The 16591-nt window shown below is 71.5% G+C and carries 20 protein-coding genes; 10 read left to right on the top strand and 10 right to left on the bottom strand.

Annotated features, from left to right (window positions below; all coding sequences use genetic code 11):
• Both ACFWN7_RS07245 and ACFWN7_RS07240 read right to left on the bottom strand, forming a co-directional pair.
• Positions 1–393 (bottom strand): type II toxin-antitoxin system VapC family toxin, encoded by a 393-nt coding sequence (locus ACFWN7_RS07245; RefSeq protein WP_376938083.1) that lies wholly within the window; start codon positions 391–393, stop codon positions 1–3.
• Positions 380–610 (bottom strand): hypothetical protein, encoded by a 231-nt coding sequence (locus ACFWN7_RS07240; protein WP_376938082.1) that lies wholly within the window; start codon positions 608–610, stop codon positions 380–382. Before ACFWN7_RS07240 ends, ACFWN7_RS07245 begins: the two co-directional genes overlap by 14 nt.
• 127 nt (positions 611–737) lie before the next feature.
• Between ACFWN7_RS07240 and ACFWN7_RS07235 the strand changes: the two genes are divergently transcribed.
• Entirely contained in the window at positions 738–986 is a 249-nt protein-coding gene (locus tag ACFWN7_RS07235; RefSeq protein ID WP_376938081.1) for a type II toxin-antitoxin system VapB family antitoxin, read from the top strand.
• Positions 983–1408 carry a TA system VapC family ribonuclease toxin gene (locus ACFWN7_RS07230; protein ID WP_376938080.1) on the top strand — a complete coding sequence of 142 codons (426 nt, stop codon included), beginning with the start codon at positions 983–985 and terminating at the stop codon, positions 1406–1408. Before ACFWN7_RS07235 ends, ACFWN7_RS07230 begins: the two co-directional genes overlap by 4 nt.
• Positions 1409–1455: 47 nt before the next feature.
• Here the strand turns inward: ACFWN7_RS07230 and ACFWN7_RS07225 are convergent, their stop codons facing one another.
• From ACFWN7_RS07225 to ACFWN7_RS07215, 3 genes are all read right to left on the bottom strand, one after another.
• Positions 1456–1935: a CinA family protein gene (locus ACFWN7_RS07225; RefSeq protein WP_376938079.1), complete on the bottom strand. Its 480-nt coding sequence runs from the start codon at positions 1933–1935 to the stop codon at positions 1456–1458.
• A gap of 58 nt (positions 1936–1993) precedes the next feature.
• Positions 1994–2803: an enoyl-CoA hydratase/isomerase family protein gene (locus tag ACFWN7_RS07220; protein ID WP_376938078.1), complete on the bottom strand. Its 810-nt coding sequence runs from the start codon at positions 2801–2803 to the stop codon at positions 1994–1996.
• A 76-nt stretch (positions 2804–2879) separates the two neighbouring features.
• Complete coding sequence (locus ACFWN7_RS07215; protein ID WP_376938077.1) at positions 2880–3794, bottom strand: LysR family transcriptional regulator; 915 nt, start codon at positions 3792–3794, stop codon at positions 2880–2882.
• Between the two features lie 137 nt (positions 3795–3931).
• Between ACFWN7_RS07215 and ACFWN7_RS07210 the strand changes: the two genes are divergently transcribed.
• The 5 genes from ACFWN7_RS07210 (at position 3932) to ACFWN7_RS07190 (ending at position 8793) form a co-directional block, all read left to right on the top strand.
• On the top strand, positions 3932–4054 hold the full coding sequence (locus tag ACFWN7_RS07210) for a hypothetical protein (protein WP_376938076.1): 123 nt from the start codon (positions 3932–3934) through the stop codon (positions 4052–4054).
• A gap of 141 nt (positions 4055–4195) precedes the next feature.
• Complete coding sequence (pyrE, locus tag ACFWN7_RS07205; protein ID WP_376938118.1) at positions 4196–4768, top strand: orotate phosphoribosyltransferase; 573 nt, start codon at positions 4196–4198, stop codon at positions 4766–4768.
• Entirely contained in the window at positions 4768–6864 is a 2097-nt protein-coding gene (locus tag ACFWN7_RS07200) for a hypothetical protein (protein ID WP_376938075.1), read from the top strand. Before pyrE ends, ACFWN7_RS07200 begins: the two co-directional genes overlap by 1 nt.
• A gap of 1 nt (position 6865) precedes the next feature.
• The gene (locus ACFWN7_RS07195) at positions 6866–7864 is read left to right on the top strand and encodes a ribokinase (protein WP_376938074.1); all 999 of its coding nucleotides are present in this window, start codon (positions 6866–6868) and stop codon (positions 7862–7864) included.
• Positions 7861–8793: a nucleoside hydrolase gene (locus tag ACFWN7_RS07190; RefSeq protein WP_376938073.1), complete on the top strand. Its 933-nt coding sequence runs from the start codon at positions 7861–7863 to the stop codon at positions 8791–8793. The genes ACFWN7_RS07195 and ACFWN7_RS07190 overlap by 4 nt, the downstream gene beginning before the upstream one ends.
• Before the next feature lie 136 nt (positions 8794–8929).
• On the opposite strand, the gene ACFWN7_RS07185 is transcribed toward ACFWN7_RS07190, so the two are convergent.
• The 3 genes from ACFWN7_RS07185 to ACFWN7_RS07175 form a co-directional block, all read right to left on the bottom strand.
• The gene (locus tag ACFWN7_RS07185; RefSeq protein WP_376938072.1) at positions 8930–9730 is read right to left on the bottom strand and encodes an HAD-IIA family hydrolase; all 801 of its coding nucleotides are present in this window, start codon (positions 9728–9730) and stop codon (positions 8930–8932) included.
• Between the two features lie 96 nt (positions 9731–9826).
• Complete coding sequence (locus ACFWN7_RS07180) at positions 9827–10480, bottom strand: metal-dependent transcriptional regulator (protein ID WP_376938071.1); 654 nt, start codon at positions 10478–10480, stop codon at positions 9827–9829.
• 114 nt (positions 10481–10594) lie between these two features.
• Positions 10595–11965: an Nramp family divalent metal transporter gene (locus ACFWN7_RS07175; protein WP_376938117.1), complete on the bottom strand. Its 1371-nt coding sequence runs from the start codon at positions 11963–11965 to the stop codon at positions 10595–10597.
• Positions 11966–12110: 145 nt separating this feature from the next.
• Between ACFWN7_RS07175 and ACFWN7_RS07170 the strand changes: the two genes are divergently transcribed.
• From ACFWN7_RS07170 to ACFWN7_RS07160, 3 genes are all read left to right on the top strand, one after another.
• Entirely contained in the window at positions 12111–12773 is a 663-nt protein-coding gene (locus tag ACFWN7_RS07170) for a TrmH family RNA methyltransferase (RefSeq protein ID WP_376938070.1), read from the top strand.
• 90 nt (positions 12774–12863) lie between these two features.
• Complete coding sequence (corA, locus tag ACFWN7_RS07165; RefSeq protein WP_376938069.1) at positions 12864–13880, top strand: magnesium/cobalt transporter CorA; 1017 nt, start codon at positions 12864–12866, stop codon at positions 13878–13880.
• Positions 13881–13938: 58 nt separating this feature from the next.
• A complete protein-coding gene (locus tag ACFWN7_RS07160; protein ID WP_376938068.1) occupies positions 13939–14307 on the top strand; it encodes a nuclear transport factor 2 family protein in 369 nt (122 codons plus the stop codon).
• Positions 14308–14356: 49 nt separating this feature from the next.
• Here the strand turns inward: ACFWN7_RS07160 and ACFWN7_RS07155 are convergent, their stop codons facing one another.
• Positions 14357–15025, bottom strand: a complete 669-nt coding sequence (locus ACFWN7_RS07155; protein ID WP_376938067.1) for a GAP family protein — start codon at positions 15023–15025, stop codon at positions 14357–14359.
• Positions 15026–15058: 33 nt separating this feature from the next.
• On the bottom strand, positions 15059–16531 hold the full coding sequence (cls, locus tag ACFWN7_RS07150; protein WP_376938066.1) for a cardiolipin synthase: 1473 nt from the start codon (positions 16529–16531) through the stop codon (positions 15059–15061).
• Between the last annotated feature and the right edge of the window lie 60 nt (positions 16532–16591).

Raw genomic sequence — 16591 nt, 5'->3', positions numbered from 1 at the left:
TCAGGCGACCACTTCGACCTGGCAGCGCAGGCCCGGAGCCCGGGAGAGTCGCACGTCTCCGGTGACGAGCACCGCCTCGAGCGCTTCGGCCAGCGCCACATATGCGGCGTCGTACACGGTCAGGTTCTCACGCAACGCCCAGCATCGTGCGAGCAGCGGCCGGTGAGCGACACGTCGCAGGGGGAGATCGAGGAGGTCCGCCAAGGCCAGTTCCGCACGGCGCTCCTCCAGCAATCCCGCCGTGACCTGTCGTCGAAGCACGGAAACGACCTCGAGGTCGATCAGATCCGGCGCGGCGAGCCTGTTCCCACGCAGACGTTCACGGGCTGCGTCGCCGTCGGAGGTGTCGTCCGCGAGCGCTGGAGCCAGCACGCTGGCGTCAACGACGAGCACGGTCCTCCTGAAGGATCTCAGCGGCAGTTGCGATCCCGACTCGGCCGCCCGCTCGTCCGCCTGCTCTTTCGAGTACTTCTTCGACCGTCGGAGAGGACGCTTCCTCGATCAACCTGCTCCTCAGGTATTCCTGCAACGACTGATGAGCGGCCGCCGCACGCTGTCGCAACACCGCGTGGGTGTGCTCGGGAACGTTCTTGATCTGAACGGTCGGCATGGCGCCATTATGGCGCTGTTAGCGCCAGTATGCAATCCGTTCGGGCCCGGCGGCCAAGAGGTAGTCGTGACAACTTGACGCGCCTGATGCCCTCAGTGTGATGCACGTGATGCGTTAGACTGGTCACATGCGCACCACCGTCAACATCGACGACAACCTGCTGGCCTCGGCCAAGCGGCGGGCGGCCGCACGGAACCTGACGCTCGGGGAGTTCGTGGAGGAGGCGGTACGGCAGGAGCTGATCAGGGAGTCGGCCGCGCGCGCGCCGATCTCCCTGCCGGTCTTCACGCGGGGCACCGGAATGCGGCCGGGCATCGACGGGTCGTCCAACCGCGCGCTGTTCGATGCGCTCGACGCCGACGGTGCACAGAAGTGATCGTCCTCGACGTCAACGTGCTGGTCGCTGCGTTCCGGCAGGACCACGAGCGGCACACACAGGCGCTTCGCTGGCTCGAACGGGTCCTCTCCGAGGGGCAGGAAGTCATGATTCCCGATGCCGTGTGGATCGGTTTCGTCAGGATCGCAACCAACCGGGCCGTCTTCGACGTGCCCGCGACGACGACCGAAGCGTTCGAGTTCGTCTCCAGTGTCAGCGGGGCGACCGGGTATCGTGTCATGCCCTCGCTCACCGAGGGGCTCGCCCTGTTCGCGCGCGAGTGCCTCGAGGCGGAAGCCTCGGGCAATCTCGTACCGGATGCGTACATCGCATCCGTCGCCCGCGCGTATGCGTGCCCGGTGGCGACCTTCGACCGCGACTTCCGTCGGTTCGACGAACTCGAGATCATCGTGCCCACATAGCGCCCGCCTCACGGTCGGGCTTGGTCGGCGTCGGAGCTTGGGTGCGGTCAGGCAGGCGGCAGCGCGTCGCGCAGCAGCTCCAGCGCCGCGCGAACAGTCTGGTGCACCACCTGCGCCGGGTCGCCGTCGAACCGGAAGTGCACATCGCGCACGTCGCCCTGCACCGTGACCGCCGCGTACACGCTGCCCGCGGGTTCGTCGCCCTCGGGTTCAGGGCCTCCGACGCCCGTGACGGCGACGGCGGCGCCGGCGTCGAGCAGCCGGGCCACGCCGCCCGCGAGCTCGCGGGCGCACTGCGCCGAGTTGACCGAGTCCGCCTCGACGCCGAGCACGTCGCGCTTGACGGACTCCGAGTAGGCGATGACGCCGCCGCGGAACCACTCGGATGCCCCTGGCGCTGCCCCGAGGGCGTTCGAGATCCCTCCGGTGGTGAGCGACTCCGCGGTCGCGATCGGCAGGCCCGCGGCCTGCGCGCGCTCGGCGACCTCCCTCGCCAGGGCGGCGAACTCGTCTGCCGGGTCCTGCATCGTTCCTCCTCTTCCGACGCTCTTCCGACGCTCTTCCGACGTCGCTCCACCCCCGCGGTCAGATCGCCGCGCGGCCGCCCTCGGTCCGCTTCACGGACGCCGCGGCGAACGCGGCGATGGCCGCCCGCGCCTCGGGAGTCTCGAACGCCGCGCCGATGGTGCGCGCCTCGTCGTCGAGCGCGTCCTGGAAGCTCCTGCGGGGTCCCGAGCGCACGAGCCGCTTCGCCTGCCCGAACGCGCCGGTCGCGCCGGTGAGCCACGACGCGGCGATCTCGCGCGCGCGGGCGTCGAGGGCCTCGGCCGCGACGACCTCGGTGACGAGCCCCCAGTCGAGCGCCTCGGCCGCCGAGAGCCCCCGCCGGGTGAGGGTGAGCTCGAGCGCTCGGCGCGTGCCGATCGCCTCGGGCAGCAACGTGCTCACGCCGCAGTCGGGCGTGAGGGCGATGTCGGAGTACCTGCTCGCGAAGGTCGCGCGGTCGGATGCCACGACGACGTCTGCGACGAGCATGAACCCGAGTCCGCCGCCCGCCACCGCGCCCTGTACGGCCGCGACGATCGGCTTGGCGCTCTCGCGGAGCGTGCGGTGGCCGTCGTGGATCCGATCCGCGAGACGCTCGACCACTCCGCCCGCGTCCGGTTCGCCAGCGGCGAGCGCCGACATCGCGAGCACGTCGCCGCCCGCGCAGAACGCGCGCCCGTTCGCGTCGAAGAGCACGGCGCCGACGTCATCTCGCTCGGCGACCTCGTGGGCGATCGACTGCCAGAGCCCGATGGCCTCGGGGTCGACGGCATTGAGTCGCGATGGCCGGTTGAGGGTGATGTGCGCGAGCCCGTCGCGTACGTCGAACAGGATGGCGTCGTCGCTCATGATCGAGGAGTCTAGTTCGCGGATGCCGCGCCGCACCCGGGCGGAATGCGCGTCACGGTTCGCGGATGCCGCACGCTCAGGCGGCGTGCTCCTGCTCGAGCCGTGCGGCACACGCCACGAGCACGTCGAGCACGGTGCGCACGGCGAGGCGCTCCGCGACATCCGGCCGCATGAGTGCGACGATCTGGCGAGCGGCGGGGAGGCCTCGCAGCGGCTTCAGCGCGACGCCCGACGGAACGACGCCCGACGTGACCCGGGGAACGAACGCGATGCCGAGGCCGGCTTCGATGAACGCCTCGATGATGCGCATGTCGCTGAACCGCTGCCCGACGTTCACTCGCTGCCCCGACTGCTGCTCGACCGCGTGCAGGAGACGCTCGAACGGGAAGCCCGGTGGCACCCCGAGCCACGTCTCGCCGACGAGGTCGGCCGGCGTGACATGGGATCGGCCCGCGAGCCGATGCCCCGCCGGCAGGCCGATGTCGAGCGGCTCGGTCAGGAGCGGCACGACCTTCAGTCCGCGCCCGCCCCATGGAAGTGCCCCGGGCATCGTGTGCGCGAGCACGATGTCGAAGTCGGAGGCGAGGTCGGGGAACTCAGCGAGCTCGGGGTCGAGGTCGGTGCAGTGCACGTCGAGGCCGGCCACCTGGGCGAGGTCGGCCATCACGCTCGGAAGGAGCGCGGCGCCGATGGTCGGAAAGGTGAGCAGAGTGACCTCACCGCTCGGGTCGTTGCGGAACTCGTCCCACAGCGCGTCGGCGCGCTCGAGGGCGATCGCGACATCCGTCGCACTGCGGGCGAGTGCCTGTCCTGCCCTCGTCAGCACCAGTCCGCGCCCGCTGCGCTCGGTGAGGGGCATGCCGGCCTCGCGCTCGAGCACCTTGAGCTGTTGCGAGACCGCCGAGGGAGTGCGGCAGGTGGCCTCGGCTGTCGCCGTGACGCTGCCGCGCTCCGCGAGTTCCCTGAGCAGATCGAGCCGTCGAACATCCATGTAGGAATGCTAAACCATCAGTGAAGTATTGTGCGCTTGTGCTGAACAGTTTTCGGCGCAACAATGGACATGTCGAACACGTGCAACGGCGCCTCCGTCGCTCGACGATCCAGCCGCTTCCATCGAAGGGAACCCACGTGTTCACCATCATGCTCATCCTCGGCATCGTCTCGACGATCGGACTCGTCAGCTCGTTCGTCGTCACCGGGCGCGACGGCTACCGCCGCCAGCCGCGAGAGACGTTCGCGCTCACCGTCTAGGTCGTCGCGACTGACCCGGGCCCGTCCCGGAGCAGGGCCGCTGCGCGGGGGAGGGACACCCCGCGGAGCGGCCCTTCGCAGTTCGGGCGGGGTGCGGCCGCGGCATCCGACCACCGCTTCTCAGGCACGGCGACGTAGAGTATTCGGGTGACCCTTGCGCCCCAGAACACTGACGCCCGTCGGAAGCTCATCGAGCACATCTCCGCTGACGCGGTGTTCCATGGCGACTTCACGCTCACGAGCGGCAAGAAGGCGACCTACTACGTCGACCTCCGCAAGGTCAGCCTCGATCACCGCGTCGCACCGCTCATCGGCCAGGTCATGCTCGACCTCATCGCGGAGGTTCCGGATGTCGCCGCAGTGGGCGGCATGACGATGGGCGCCGACCCCATCGCCGCCGCCGTGCTCCACCAGGGCGCCGCGCGCGGGCTCGCGTACGACGCGTTCGTCGTGCGCAAGGAGCCGAAGGACCACGGGCGCGGCAAGCAGGTCGAAGGGCCGGATGTCGCGGGCAGGCGTGTCATCGTGCTCGAGGACACGTCGACCACGGGCGGTTCGCCGCTGAAGGCCATCGAGGCGCTCCGCACCGCGGGCGCCGAGGTCGTCGCCGTCGCCGTCGTCGTCGACCGCGCGACGGGCGCCCGAGAGGTGATCGAGGCGACCGGCGTGCCGTATCTGGCCGCGATCGGCCTCGAAGATCTGGGATTGGATTGATGAATCGCGACGGACGAGACTCCGACGACGCCGATTGGCTGCTCGCACAACTCGCGCAGGGGCCGACGCCCACCCGTCGCGAGCCGCCCGTCGCACCGTCCGACGCCGACGTGCCGCCCGCGGCCCCGCCGCCTGCCTCCGACCCTTCGCCGAGCGAGGAGGTGCTCGACTGGTTCTCGCTGGCTGAGCCGACGACGGCTCCGGATGCCGCGACGCGTGCCCTCCCCGTGGTCGGCGCTGCGTCGGCGGCCGACGCGATCGAACCGCCGGCCCCTGTCGATCCGCCGACTCCGGTCGACCCGCCGGCCTTGGTCGGGCCGCCGGCCTTCGTCGACCCGCCGGCCTTCGTCGACCCGCCGGCCCCTGTCGAACCGCCGGCCGGACCTGTGACGCCGACCGCGCCGTTCGCGCTCACGTGGGGCTCGGACGAACCCGAGGCCGACCCGGCGCCGTTCGCCGGCTTCACGCCGCCGCCGGTCGCACGGAGCACGTTCACGCCCGTGACCGATCCGACGCCCGCGCCGACGCCACCGCGGCATCCGATCACCCCGCCCACCGCTCCCTCTGGATGGGACGAACGACCGGCCCCGGCCCCGGCGCCGCGCCCCGTCGACGACGAGCTCTGGGCTGCACTCACCGACGCCGATGACTCGGCACCTGCCGCGCCGCAGGCTCCGCCCGAGCCCGACACGGCGGGCGGGCGCGCGCCGTTCCCCGCGTTCGCCTCGGCCTCCGATGGCGACGATCGGTCGCGACAGCACGATCCCCAGCGCGGCGAGCCCGTCGACGACCTGCTCGCAGCGCTCGGATCGGGAACGGCCCGGCCGAGGAAGGACGATGTCGACCCCGGTGCCGAGGTGCCGGTGGATCGGAACGCCGGCATCGCCACGCCGCCCGTCGGCGGCACTCCCCCGACCCAGCCCGACGACGACTTCGATGCGCTCGGCCTGGCGTTCGGCGGCGACGGCGACGAGCCCACGGGCGAATCCGAGGCGGACTCCGAGATCGCCCGGGGAATCGCCGAGACCGGGTACGCCTGGAACCTCACTCCCGATCCGACGGCCGTAGACCCGAAGGCGGATGCTTCGGCCGCTGCGTCGGCGGCGTCCCGGACGTTCGGAGCGGCGGCCTCGCCGTTCCTCACCGCCGATGTCGATGACGACGTCGACGTTCCGGAGCCCGCGGTCGCCGAGCGCCTGGAGCCCCAGCCCTTCGCGCCGTTCGAGCCGCCGGTAGCGCTCGCGTCGCCGTTCGAGCCCGCGCCGACCGTGGCGCTGCCGACGTCGGAGCCCGCCCCGCGGGCCGCTCCCCCCGCGACGCACGACGACGACCCGCTGGCCGCGCTCTTCGGGGCGCCGCCGCAACCGGTCGCTCCCGCATGGCCTCCGGCCGCAGCACCCGCGCGGCCTCCTGCCGCACCGCCCGCCATGGGCGCCCCGCGCGTCGCGCCCCGGCCCACCGGCGCCGGCGGCGTGGGCGGCGTTGGCCGCGGCACCGGCACCGGGTCGAGCGGCGGCACCGGCGGCGGCAACCGCACGACGCGCACTCTGCTCTGGGTCGCCGGCGCCCTCGTCGTCGCGGTCGTTCTGGCGGGGCTGTTCTACGTCGGAACGCTGCTGTCGCCTGGTGGCGGCGGTGACCAGGCTGCAGGAACGTCGGCCGCGCCGGGCGAGGTCGAGGTGCCGGTGGCCGAACCCACGGCCCCGCAGCCCGTGGGCGTGCACGCGTGGAACACCCTCTTCGGCGGCGAGTGCATCGACCCGTTCGTGTCGGTGTGGGAAGAGGAGTTCACCGTCGCCGACTGCGCGGCTCCGCACGCGGCGCAACTCGTCTACCGCGGCGAGCTCGCCGGCGACGCCGCCGCTCCGTTCCCCGGCGAGGCCGGGATCGCCGCGCAGATGGGCGATCTCTGCCGTGCCGACGGCATCATCGACCTCGCCCTGGTGGCCGGCATGCCCGATCTGCAGGTGCAGGCCGCGTTCCCCGTCACCGAGGAGCAGTGGGCGAGCGGCGAGCGCACCTACTACTGCTTCGCGAACCGCGCGGGCGGCGAACCGCTGACGGGTTCGATCACCGGCCCCGGACCTGCGGCGTAGCGTGGCGGCATCCGGTCGGGTCGTCGTGTTCGGCTCACTCAACGTCGACTCGACGAGCTACGTCGCGTCCTTCCCCGAGCCGGGCGAGACGATCCTGTCGCACGGCTTCCAGGTCGCCCTCGGCGGCAAGGGCTCGAACCAGGCGGTCGCCGCGCACGTGGCCGGCGCACCGGTCGACCTCGTCGCCCGAATCGGGGCCGACGCCACGGGGGACTTCGCGATCGCGACCCTGGCACGGTTCGGCCTGCCCACCGGCGCGATTGCGAGGCATCCGGATGCCCCGACCGGCGTCGCCCAGATCACCGTCGCCGACTCGGGCGAGAACTCGATCATCGTCACCGGCGGCGCGAACCTCGCCCTCACCCCCGAGGTCGTCGACGCCGAGCGCGCCCGCATCGTGAGCGCCGCGCTCGTGCTCACCCAGGGTGAGCTGCCCGTGGCGACGATCGACCGCCTCGCCGCGGTCGCCGACGACGCCGGGGTGCGGTTCGTCCTGAACCTCGCCCCACCCGCCGCGGTCGCCGAGCCGACGCTCGCCGCCGCAGACCCGCTCGTCGTGAACGAGCACGAGGCGCGGGCGGTGGGCGTCGGCACGGATGCCGCGGCGGCATCCCTCGACGAATGGCGCGAGCACGCGGTATCCGCCGTCGGGCGCATCGCTCGCTCGGTCGTCGTGACGCTCGGGGCGGCGGGCGCCGTCGCGGCATCCGGCGAGGGCTCGTGGACGGCCGCGGCGCCGAGCGTCGACGCCGTCGACACGACCGGCGCAGGCGACGGGTTCACCGGCACGCTCGCGGCGTTCCTCGCCGAGGGGCGCCCGCTCGAGGAGGCGCTCCGCATCGCGGTCGCCGCCGGCGCCCTCGCCGTGCAGGCGCGAGGCACGGTCGACGCGTACGCACCGCGCGACGCCGTGCTGCGCGCGGCCGGGCTCGACGAGGCGGGTGACGCGTGGGACGCGGCGGGAGGCGCGGCCGACGACGCGGGCGACGCGACGGCATGAGCATCCCCGTCATCGTCGACTGCGACCCCGGGCACGACGACGTCTTCGCGCTGTGGCTCGCGGCGGGGCATCCGTCGCTCGAGCTGGTCGCGGTGACCGCGGTCGGCGGCAATGTCCCGCTCGAGCACACGAGCCGGAATGCACGTGTCGCCCTCACCGTCGCCGGTGTGATGGGCGTGCCGGTCGCCGCGGGCGCCGAGGGCCCGCTCAGCCGCGTGCTCGAGACCGCCGAGTGGATCCACGGCGAGAACGGGCTGGGCGGTCCGGTGCTGCCCGAACCGACGGTGCCGCTCGATGCGCGCGGGGCGACCGAGCTCATCGCCGACACGTTGCTCGCGGCATCCGAGCCCGTGGCGATCGTGGCAACCGGGCCGATCACGAACGTCGCCGTGTTCCTGCGCGACCGGCCGGACCTCGCCGGCCGCATCCGCGAGATCGTGTGGATGGGCGGCTCGACCGGGCGCGGCAACGTCACGCCGTACGCGGAGTTCAACGCGTGGGTCGACCCCGAGGCGCTCGCGATCGTGGTCGGCAGCGGCATCCGGTTCACGATGGTGGGGCTGAACGTCACGCACCGCGCGCTCGTGACGGCGGCGGTGCGTGAGCGGCTCGCGGCCGTCGGCAACCGCACGGCCGCGTTCGGCGACGAGCTGCTCGACTTCTTCTGCCGCACGAACGACGAGGTCTTCGGCATGCCCGACGGGCCGCTGCACGACCCGGTCGCGGTCGCGGTGCTCGCCGATCCCGGCTCGGTCGAGCTCGTGCACACGCGCCTCGACGTCGAGCTCGCCGGAACCGAGACGGTCGGCGCGACGAGCGTCGACTTCGATGGGATGCTCCGTCGCGAGCCCAACGCGTGGGTCGCGACGGGGCTCGACGTCGACCGGTTCTGGGGGATGCTCGCGGCATCCGTCTCGCGTCTGGCCTGATGCGGCGTCCTGGCGGCGGACCCGCGCGCCGGCGCCCGCGAGGTAGGCGACGCCGCCGCGGAAGGCGCGCGGAGGGAACCGGAAGCCGCGCGCGTCGGAGGTGTGCTCCCGAGACCTCCGGTACGCCTCGAACGTGCTACAGCTCGACCTCGACCGGCTCGGCCGCCACGAGCTCGTGCACGCCCGTGAGGATCTCCTCGGGGCGGAACGGATACCGTTCGATCTCGGCCTGGTCGCTGATGCCCGTCATCACGAGGATGGTGTGCAGGCCCGCCTCGATGCCGGCGACGATGTCGGTGTCCATGCGGTCGCCGATCATCGCCGTGTTCTCGGAGTGCGCGCCGATCTTGTTGAGCGCCGAGCGGAACATCATCGGGTTCGGCTTGCCGACGACGTAGGGCTCCCTGCCGGTGGCCTTCGTGATGAGCGCCGCGATCGCCCCGGTCGCGGGCAACGGGCCCTCGGCCGACGGCCCCGTGGCATCCGGATTGGTGACGATGAACCGCGAGCCCGCGCCGATGAGCCGGATCGCCTTGGTGATCGCCTCGAACGAGTAGTTGCGGGTCTCGCCGACGACCACGAAGTCGGGGTTCGTCTCGGTCATCACGAACCCGGCGTCATGCAATGCGGTGAGGATGCCGGCCTCGCCGATCACGAACGCCGTGCCGCCCGGCAGCTGCTGCTTCAGGAAGTCGGCCGTCGCGAGCGCCGACGTCCAGATGCGCTCCTCGGGCACGTTGAGGCCGCTCGCGCGGAGCCGCGCCGAGAGGTCGCGCGCGGTGAAGATCGAGTTGTTCGTGAGCACGAGGTAGGGCGTGCCCGCGTCCTCCCACTGCCGCAGCAGCTCGGCGGCGCCAGGCAGCGCGTGACTCTCGTGCACGAGCACGCCGTCCATGTCGGTGAGCCAGCACTCGACCTCGTCGCGTCGTCGTCCCATGCGTCAAGCCTATGGCGCGGATGTCACGGCCCGATGAACAGCGGATGCCGTTCGCCGACCCGCCACGCCGCCGCTCGATCAGGGCAGGCGCTGGGCTCAGGCGGTGACCCAGATCGCCTCGGCCGCGCGCCGGGGCAGGGCATGCGCTCGGTCGTCGACGGCGACGGTGACGGATGCCGCGGCGGCATCCGTCACCCTGAGCTTCGCATCGAGCCCGATGCCTGCCTCGTCGAGTGAGCGGAGCACGGCGGGATCGCGGTCGCTGATGCGCACGACGGCACCCTTGTGGCCTGCAGGCGCCTCGGCGAGCAGTACCGTCGGTCGGCGCTGGAGCGTGCCGTCGACCGACGGGATGGGGTCGCCGTGCGGGTCGCGCACCGGCCGCCCGAGCCGCTCGTCGATCGCCTCGAGGAGCCGGTCGGACATGGCGTGCTCGAGGATCTCGGCCTCGTCGTGCACCTCGTCCCATCCGTAGCCCATCTCCCGCACGAGCCACGTCTCGATGAGCCGGTGCCGTCGCACGACGGCGAGCGCCTGGGCCCTCCCCGCGTCGGTCAGCCGCACGGCGCCGTACGGCACGTGCGACACGAGGCCGGCCGCGGCCATCTTCTTCACCATCTCGGTGACCGACGACGGCGCGACGCCGAGCCGGTCGGCGAGCACCTTCGGCGTGATGGCGTCGGGCTGCCACTCGGTGTGGGCGTACACCGTCTTCAGGTAGTCCTCGATCGCGGGGCTCGTGGCAGGCATCGGCCTCAGGATACCGGGCGGTCCGGCCACTCCCGGGGTGCATTCCGGCCACTTCCATCAACGCGCCCATCCCAGTCCGGCCGGAAAGCACCCCGGGAGCGAGGACGTGCGGGTTCAGGCGCCGGTGAACACGAGCCAGAGCAGCACGCCGTTCAGGGTGATGAGGAAGACGGATGCCGCGACCCCGAGCGCGGTCGTGACCCAGTGGTTGGCGAACCGGCCGAGCACGCCGCGCTTCGCCGTGATCGCGACGAGGGGCACGAGCGCGAACGGGATGCCGAACGAGAGCACGACCTGGCTGAGCACGAGCGAGATCGTGGGGTCGAAGCCGAGGGAGAGGATCACGATCGCCGGGATGAGCGTCACGAGCCGGCGGGCGAGCAGCGGAACCCGCACATGCAGCAGTCCGTGCATGATCTCGGCGCCGGCGTACGCGCCGACCGAGGTCGACGCGAGACCCGAGGCGAGCAGGCCCACCGCGAAGAGGGTCGCGATGACGGGGCCGAGCGAGCTGCCCAGGGCGGCATACGCGCCCTCGAGACTGTCGGTGCCCTCGACACCCGCGAGGTTCGCGGCGGCGAGCAGGAGGATGCAGAGATTCACCGAGCCGGCGATGAGCATCGCGATCGACACGTCCCAACGCGTGGCGACGAGCAGCCGGGCGGTCGGGATGCCGCGGCCGGCCTCGATGGGCTCGGCGAACTCGTGCCGGCCCGCGTCGCCGCCCGCGGGCCTGCGGCTCGGAGCGAACCGGTCGCGACTGAGCGCGGAGTGAGCATAGATCGCGTGCGGCATGATCGTGGCGCCGAGGATGGATGCCGCGAGCAGCACCGAGTTCGTGTCGGCGAACCGCGGCACCAGCCCCGCGAACAGGCCGGCCGGGTCGGGCGGCGCGACGATGACGCCCACGCTGAATCCGACCGCGATGATGACGAGCAGCCCGACGATCACGAACTCGAACGGCCGGGCACCGCGCCGCGACTGGATCACGAGCAGCAGGAGCGAGACGGCCCCGGTGATGAGGCCGCCCCAGACGAGCGGCACCCCGAACAGCAGGTTGAGGGCGACGGCGCCGCCGATGACCTCGGCGAGGTCGGTCGCCATCGCGACGAGTTCGGCCTGCAGCCAGTACGCTCGCCGCCCCCAGCGATTGCCGAGGCGTTCGCCGAGCACCTCGGGCAGGCTCTTGCCGGTGACCACGCCGAGCTTCGCCGAGAGGTACTGGATGAGCCATGCCATGACGTTGCCGAGCACGACGATCCACACGAGCAGGTACCCGTACTGCGCCCCGGCCGTCATATTGCTGGCGACGTTGCCCGGGTCGAGATACGCGACGCCGGCGACGAGGGCGGGCCCGATCAGCCACGCGAGGCGCGGCACGGAGGTCGCGGTCGGTCGCGGGCGCGGGGCGGCGGGCGTGGGCGACACCCGTGGCGTGGGCGACACCCGTGGCGCGGGCGATTCGTCACTGGCGGAGGATGGCATCGTCGCGGCATCCGGTGATTTCGGCATACCGAAATCGTACACATATTTCGGCGTACCGAAAAGCAGTGCCGAAACACGTGCAACGTCCGGGGGCCGCGGCTCGGCGGCGCTCCCAGGGATGGGCCTTCGCGGGTAGCGTTGCAGCGTGATCGACGAGAGCCACGGGCCCGGGACCGAGCCCGAGCACCCCGAGCCGACCCTGCCGCACGGCGTCGGCCCGTGGCCCGGTGGCGACCAGGCATGGCCAGACGATCCGCGCTACGACCCCGAGCTGCTCGCGCGGGGCGACACCCGCAACGTCGTCGACCGCTACCGGTACTGGCGCATGGACGCGATCGTCGCCGACCTCGACACGCGGCGGCATCCGTTCCACGTCGCGATCGAGAACTGGCAGCACGACCTGAACATCGGCTCGATCGTGCGAACCGCCAACGCCTTCGCCGCCGAGACCGTGCACATCATCGGCCGCCGCCGCTGGAACAAGCGCGGCGCCATGGTCACCGACCGCTACCAGCACGTGCTGCACCATCCGGATGTCGCCGACTTCGTCGCATGGGCCAGGGCCGAGGCCCTGCCGATCGTCGGGGTCGACAACGTCGATGGGTCGCTGCCGGTCGACGGCGTGGAGTTGCCCGAGCGGTGCGTGCTGCTCTTCGGCCAGGAGGGCCCGGGCCTCAGCGCCGAGGCGCTCGCGGCGGCCGACGTCGTGGTCGAGATCACGCAGTACGGCTCGACGCGATCCATCAACGCGAGCGCGGCGGCCGCGATCGTCATGCACGAGTGGGTGCGCGGGCACGCCCGTCCCTGACGGCGTCGCGCGGCGCGGGCTCGCGGCATCCGTCCGCCGCTGCCGCGTGTCGGGAGACCACGGACCCGGCCGCAGGCCAGACTTGCCCCGATGCCCGTCGTCGACAACGCGATCTACCGGGGCGGCCTGCGGGTCGCCACGCCCGCGACCCTCGCGGAGACCTTCGAGACCCGAGCCGCGCACGGCGGATTCGCGTGGATCGGCCTCTACCGGCCGACCCTGGAGGAGCTCGATGCGCTCTCGGGCGAGTTCGAGCTGCACGATCTCGCGATCGAGGATGCACGCAAGGGCCACCAGCGTGCGAAGCTCGAGCGCTACGGCGACACGCTGTTCGTGGTGCTGCGGCCGGCGCGTTACCTCGACGACGTGGAGGCGGTGGAGTTCGGCGAGGTGCACGTGTTCATCGGTCGCGACTTCGCCGTCACCATCCGCCGCGCGGAGTCGCCCGACCTCGGCAGGGTGCGGCGCCGTCTCGAGGCCGCGCCCGAGCTGCTCGAGAAGGGCCCCGAGGCGGTGCTCTACGCGGTGCTCGACGAGGTCGTCGACGAGTACTCGCCCGTGCTCGCGGGGCTGGAGAACGACATCGACGAGATCGAGGAGCAGCTCTTCAACGGCGACCCGCTGGTCACCCGCCGGATCTACGATCTCGCGAGCGAGGTCATGGAGCTGCAGCGGGCGACGCGTCCGCTGCTCGACATGTTCGCCGCCCTCGAGCGCGGCTTCGACAAGTACGGCGTCGACCTCGAGCTGCGGCGGTACCTGCGCGACGTCCAGGACCACTCGATCCGCGTCGTGGAGCGCGCCGACTCGTTCCGCCAGCTGCTGCAGAACGCCCTGCAGGTGCACGCGACCCTCGTCGGCCAGCGCCAGAACGACGAGATGAAGCGGCTCAGCGAGACGAATCTCACGCAGAGCGAGGAGGTCAAGAAGATCTCCAGCTGGGCGGCGATCATCTTCGCGCCCACGCTCATCGGCACGGTCTACGGCATGAACTTCACGCACATGCCCGAGCTCGACTGGGTGTGGGGCTACCCGGTCGCCCTCGCGCTCATGGGCGGCTTCGCGCTCACCCTCTACCTCATCTTCAAGCGCCGCGGCTGGCTCTGACGGGTCGCGGATGTCGCGCGCCCTTTCCGCGGCATCCCATCGCGGTTACCGTGAGAGCATGACCGAGATCACCGACGATCTGCCCGCCCGCCTGCTGCACGAGGAACACGCCGGATGGAAGGCGATCCTCGACGGCCGCGGCGGCGAGCACTACCAGCGGGCGATGACCCGCGATGCGCTCATGGTCGTCGAGGGTGCCGTGCTCGGCCGCGACGAGGTGCGCGCGGCGCTCCGCAGCATGCCGCCGTGGGATTCGTACGAGCTGCACGAGCCCGCCGTCATCCGGCTCGGCGATCACGCGGGCGTGCTCGTCTACCGGGCCGTCGCCCGCCGCGGCGACGACACCGCGAACCTCCGCATGTCGACGACCTACCTCTACGACGACGGCGCGTGGCACGTCGCCGCGCACCAGCAGACGCCCGCCTGACGCTCGGTTGGGGCATCCGGAATCGCGGATGTCGCGGCCTCCGTTCGGGTCAGAGGCGGCCCAGTCCCGTTCCGATGATCACCACGCCGATCAGCGCGAGGATGAGTGACGTGATCGCCCCGTTGTTGCGGGTGATCCAGTCCTTCGCCGACAGGAGACGTGGCTCCATCCGCTCGGGTGCCGCGAGCGACACGATGATCGGAACCGCGACCGTCGACGACCCGATGATCGTGTAGACGAGGATGGCGACCACCGACTGCCCGAACGAGAGGTCGTCGCCGCGCAGCGCGAGCCCGGCGGCGATCGCGAGCAGCAGGCCCTTCGGCCGCACATTGAGTGCGAAGGCCACGCCGAACGACGCCCATGGGCGGAGCGAGCCGACGGCGCTCAGCCACTTCGGCATGTCCGCCGACGGGTTCGCCCGTGCGCGACGCCACGCGACGATTCCGATCACGATGAGCGCCGAGCCGACGACGATCTCGCCGATGCCGATCACGGTGTCGGGCTGTCTCGAGGAGCGCGACGTCGGGATCGCCTGGGCGGCGAGCGTGCAGAGCGAGACGACCGACACGATGCCGAGCACCCAGCCGATGAGGAACGGAATGGCCGACTGCGCGCGCCGGGGTGAGAGCAGGATGAGGATCGTGGCCATGATCGGCACCGAGCTCAATGCCACGGCGAGCGCGATCGGCAGGATGTGCCCGATGGCCTGCAGCATCCGTCTCTCCCTTCTGCCGGCCGGCCTGTCCGCCTACTGGAGCGCTGATGTGAGCCGTGCGATGCCGTCGAGGAATTTCGCGGATGCCGGCTCGCGTTCCCACTCCTCGAGCGTGAGCTCGCGGCCGATCGCGCGGTAGCCGGCCTCGACCTCGCGCATGCCCGCGACGAACGAGGCACCCCGCACGAGGAGCGAGACCTCGAAGTTGAGGGCGAACGAGCGGATGTCCATGTTGCTCGAGCCGATCACGGCGACATCGTCGTCGATCGACAGGTGCTTCGCGTGCAGGATGAAGGGGCCCGGGTACAGCCAGATGTGCACGCCCGCACGCAGCAGCGCGCCGTAGTACGAACGCTGGGCGTGCCAGACCGAACCCTGGTCGCCGATCTCGGAGACGAACAGCTGCACGTCGAGACCACGGAGTCGTGCCGACGTGATCGCGTACAGCATCGCCTCGTCGGGCACGAAGTACGGGCTGGTGATGATCACCCGCTCCTGCGCCGCGTTCACGAGCGCGAGGAACAGGCGCAGGTTGTTCTCTCCCTCGAACGCCGGTCCGCTCGGGACGACCTGGCAGACGAGGGCGTCGGGGGAGCTGTCGAACGGAACCTCGCCGGCCGGCAGGTTCTCGTCGTCGCCGAGCAGCTCGTCGGTCTCGGCATACCAGTCGGAGAGGAAGACGACGTTGAGCGCGGTGACGGTCGGGCCGGTGACGCGCGTCACGAGTTCCTGCCACTTCAGGCCGCGCTTGAGGTTCTTCTCGGAGTTATAGCTTCGGTCGATGAGGTTCTGGGAGCCCGTGTAGCCGACGAGGCCGTCAACGACGACGAGCTTTCGGTGGTTGCGGAGATCGGGGCGCTGGTACGTGCCCCGGCCGACGCCGACGGGGAGCATGAAGCTCCACCGCACGCCGATCCGGTCGAGTTCGGCGAACGTCGCGTCGTGGTTCGACACGCGCTTCGATGCCACGGCGTCGAGCAGCACCCGCACGGTCACCCCCCGCTGCACCGCCCGCTCCATCGCGGCGAAGAATCCCTTCGTCGTCTCGTCGAACGAGACGATGTAGAACTCCACGTGCACGAAGCGCTCCGCCGTGTCGACGTCGGCGGCCATCGCATCGATCGAGCCCTGGTAGTCGCCGATGAGGCGCGCGGCGTTGCCGCTCAGCGCGGGGAGTGCGCCGAGGCGCCGGTTCTGCTCCACGACCGAGGCGAACCACGTGGGCCACGCCGCCCCGTCGGCGGCGAGATCGAGCCGATCGGCGCGCTCGGCGATCATCCGGTTGATCTCCTGCTGACGCTCGCGCCGCCGCTTCGGCAGCTTGGAGTTGCCGATGAGGAGGAAGAGCAGGATCCCGACGAACGGGATGAGGAAGATCGCGAGCAGCCACGCCATCGCCGCCGTCGGCTTGCGATCACGCGGGACGATGATGAGCGCCGCGATGCGGATCGCCAGGTCGGCGAGCACGAGCGCGACGCCGACGATGACCGCGAGCTCGGCGCTCACGGCCGCTCGCCCGTTCGGATCGCACCCACGACGGCCATCGCGCCCTCCCCAGTCCGGTCG

Origin of the sequence: Agromyces sp. NPDC058484 (assembly GCF_042720415.1) — a bacterium.
Classification (GTDB): Bacteria; Actinomycetota; Actinomycetes; order Actinomycetales; family Microbacteriaceae; genus Agromyces.
The sequence above is the reverse complement of the archived record's forward strand: the minus strand, read 5'-3'. Positions and strand labels throughout refer to the sequence as shown.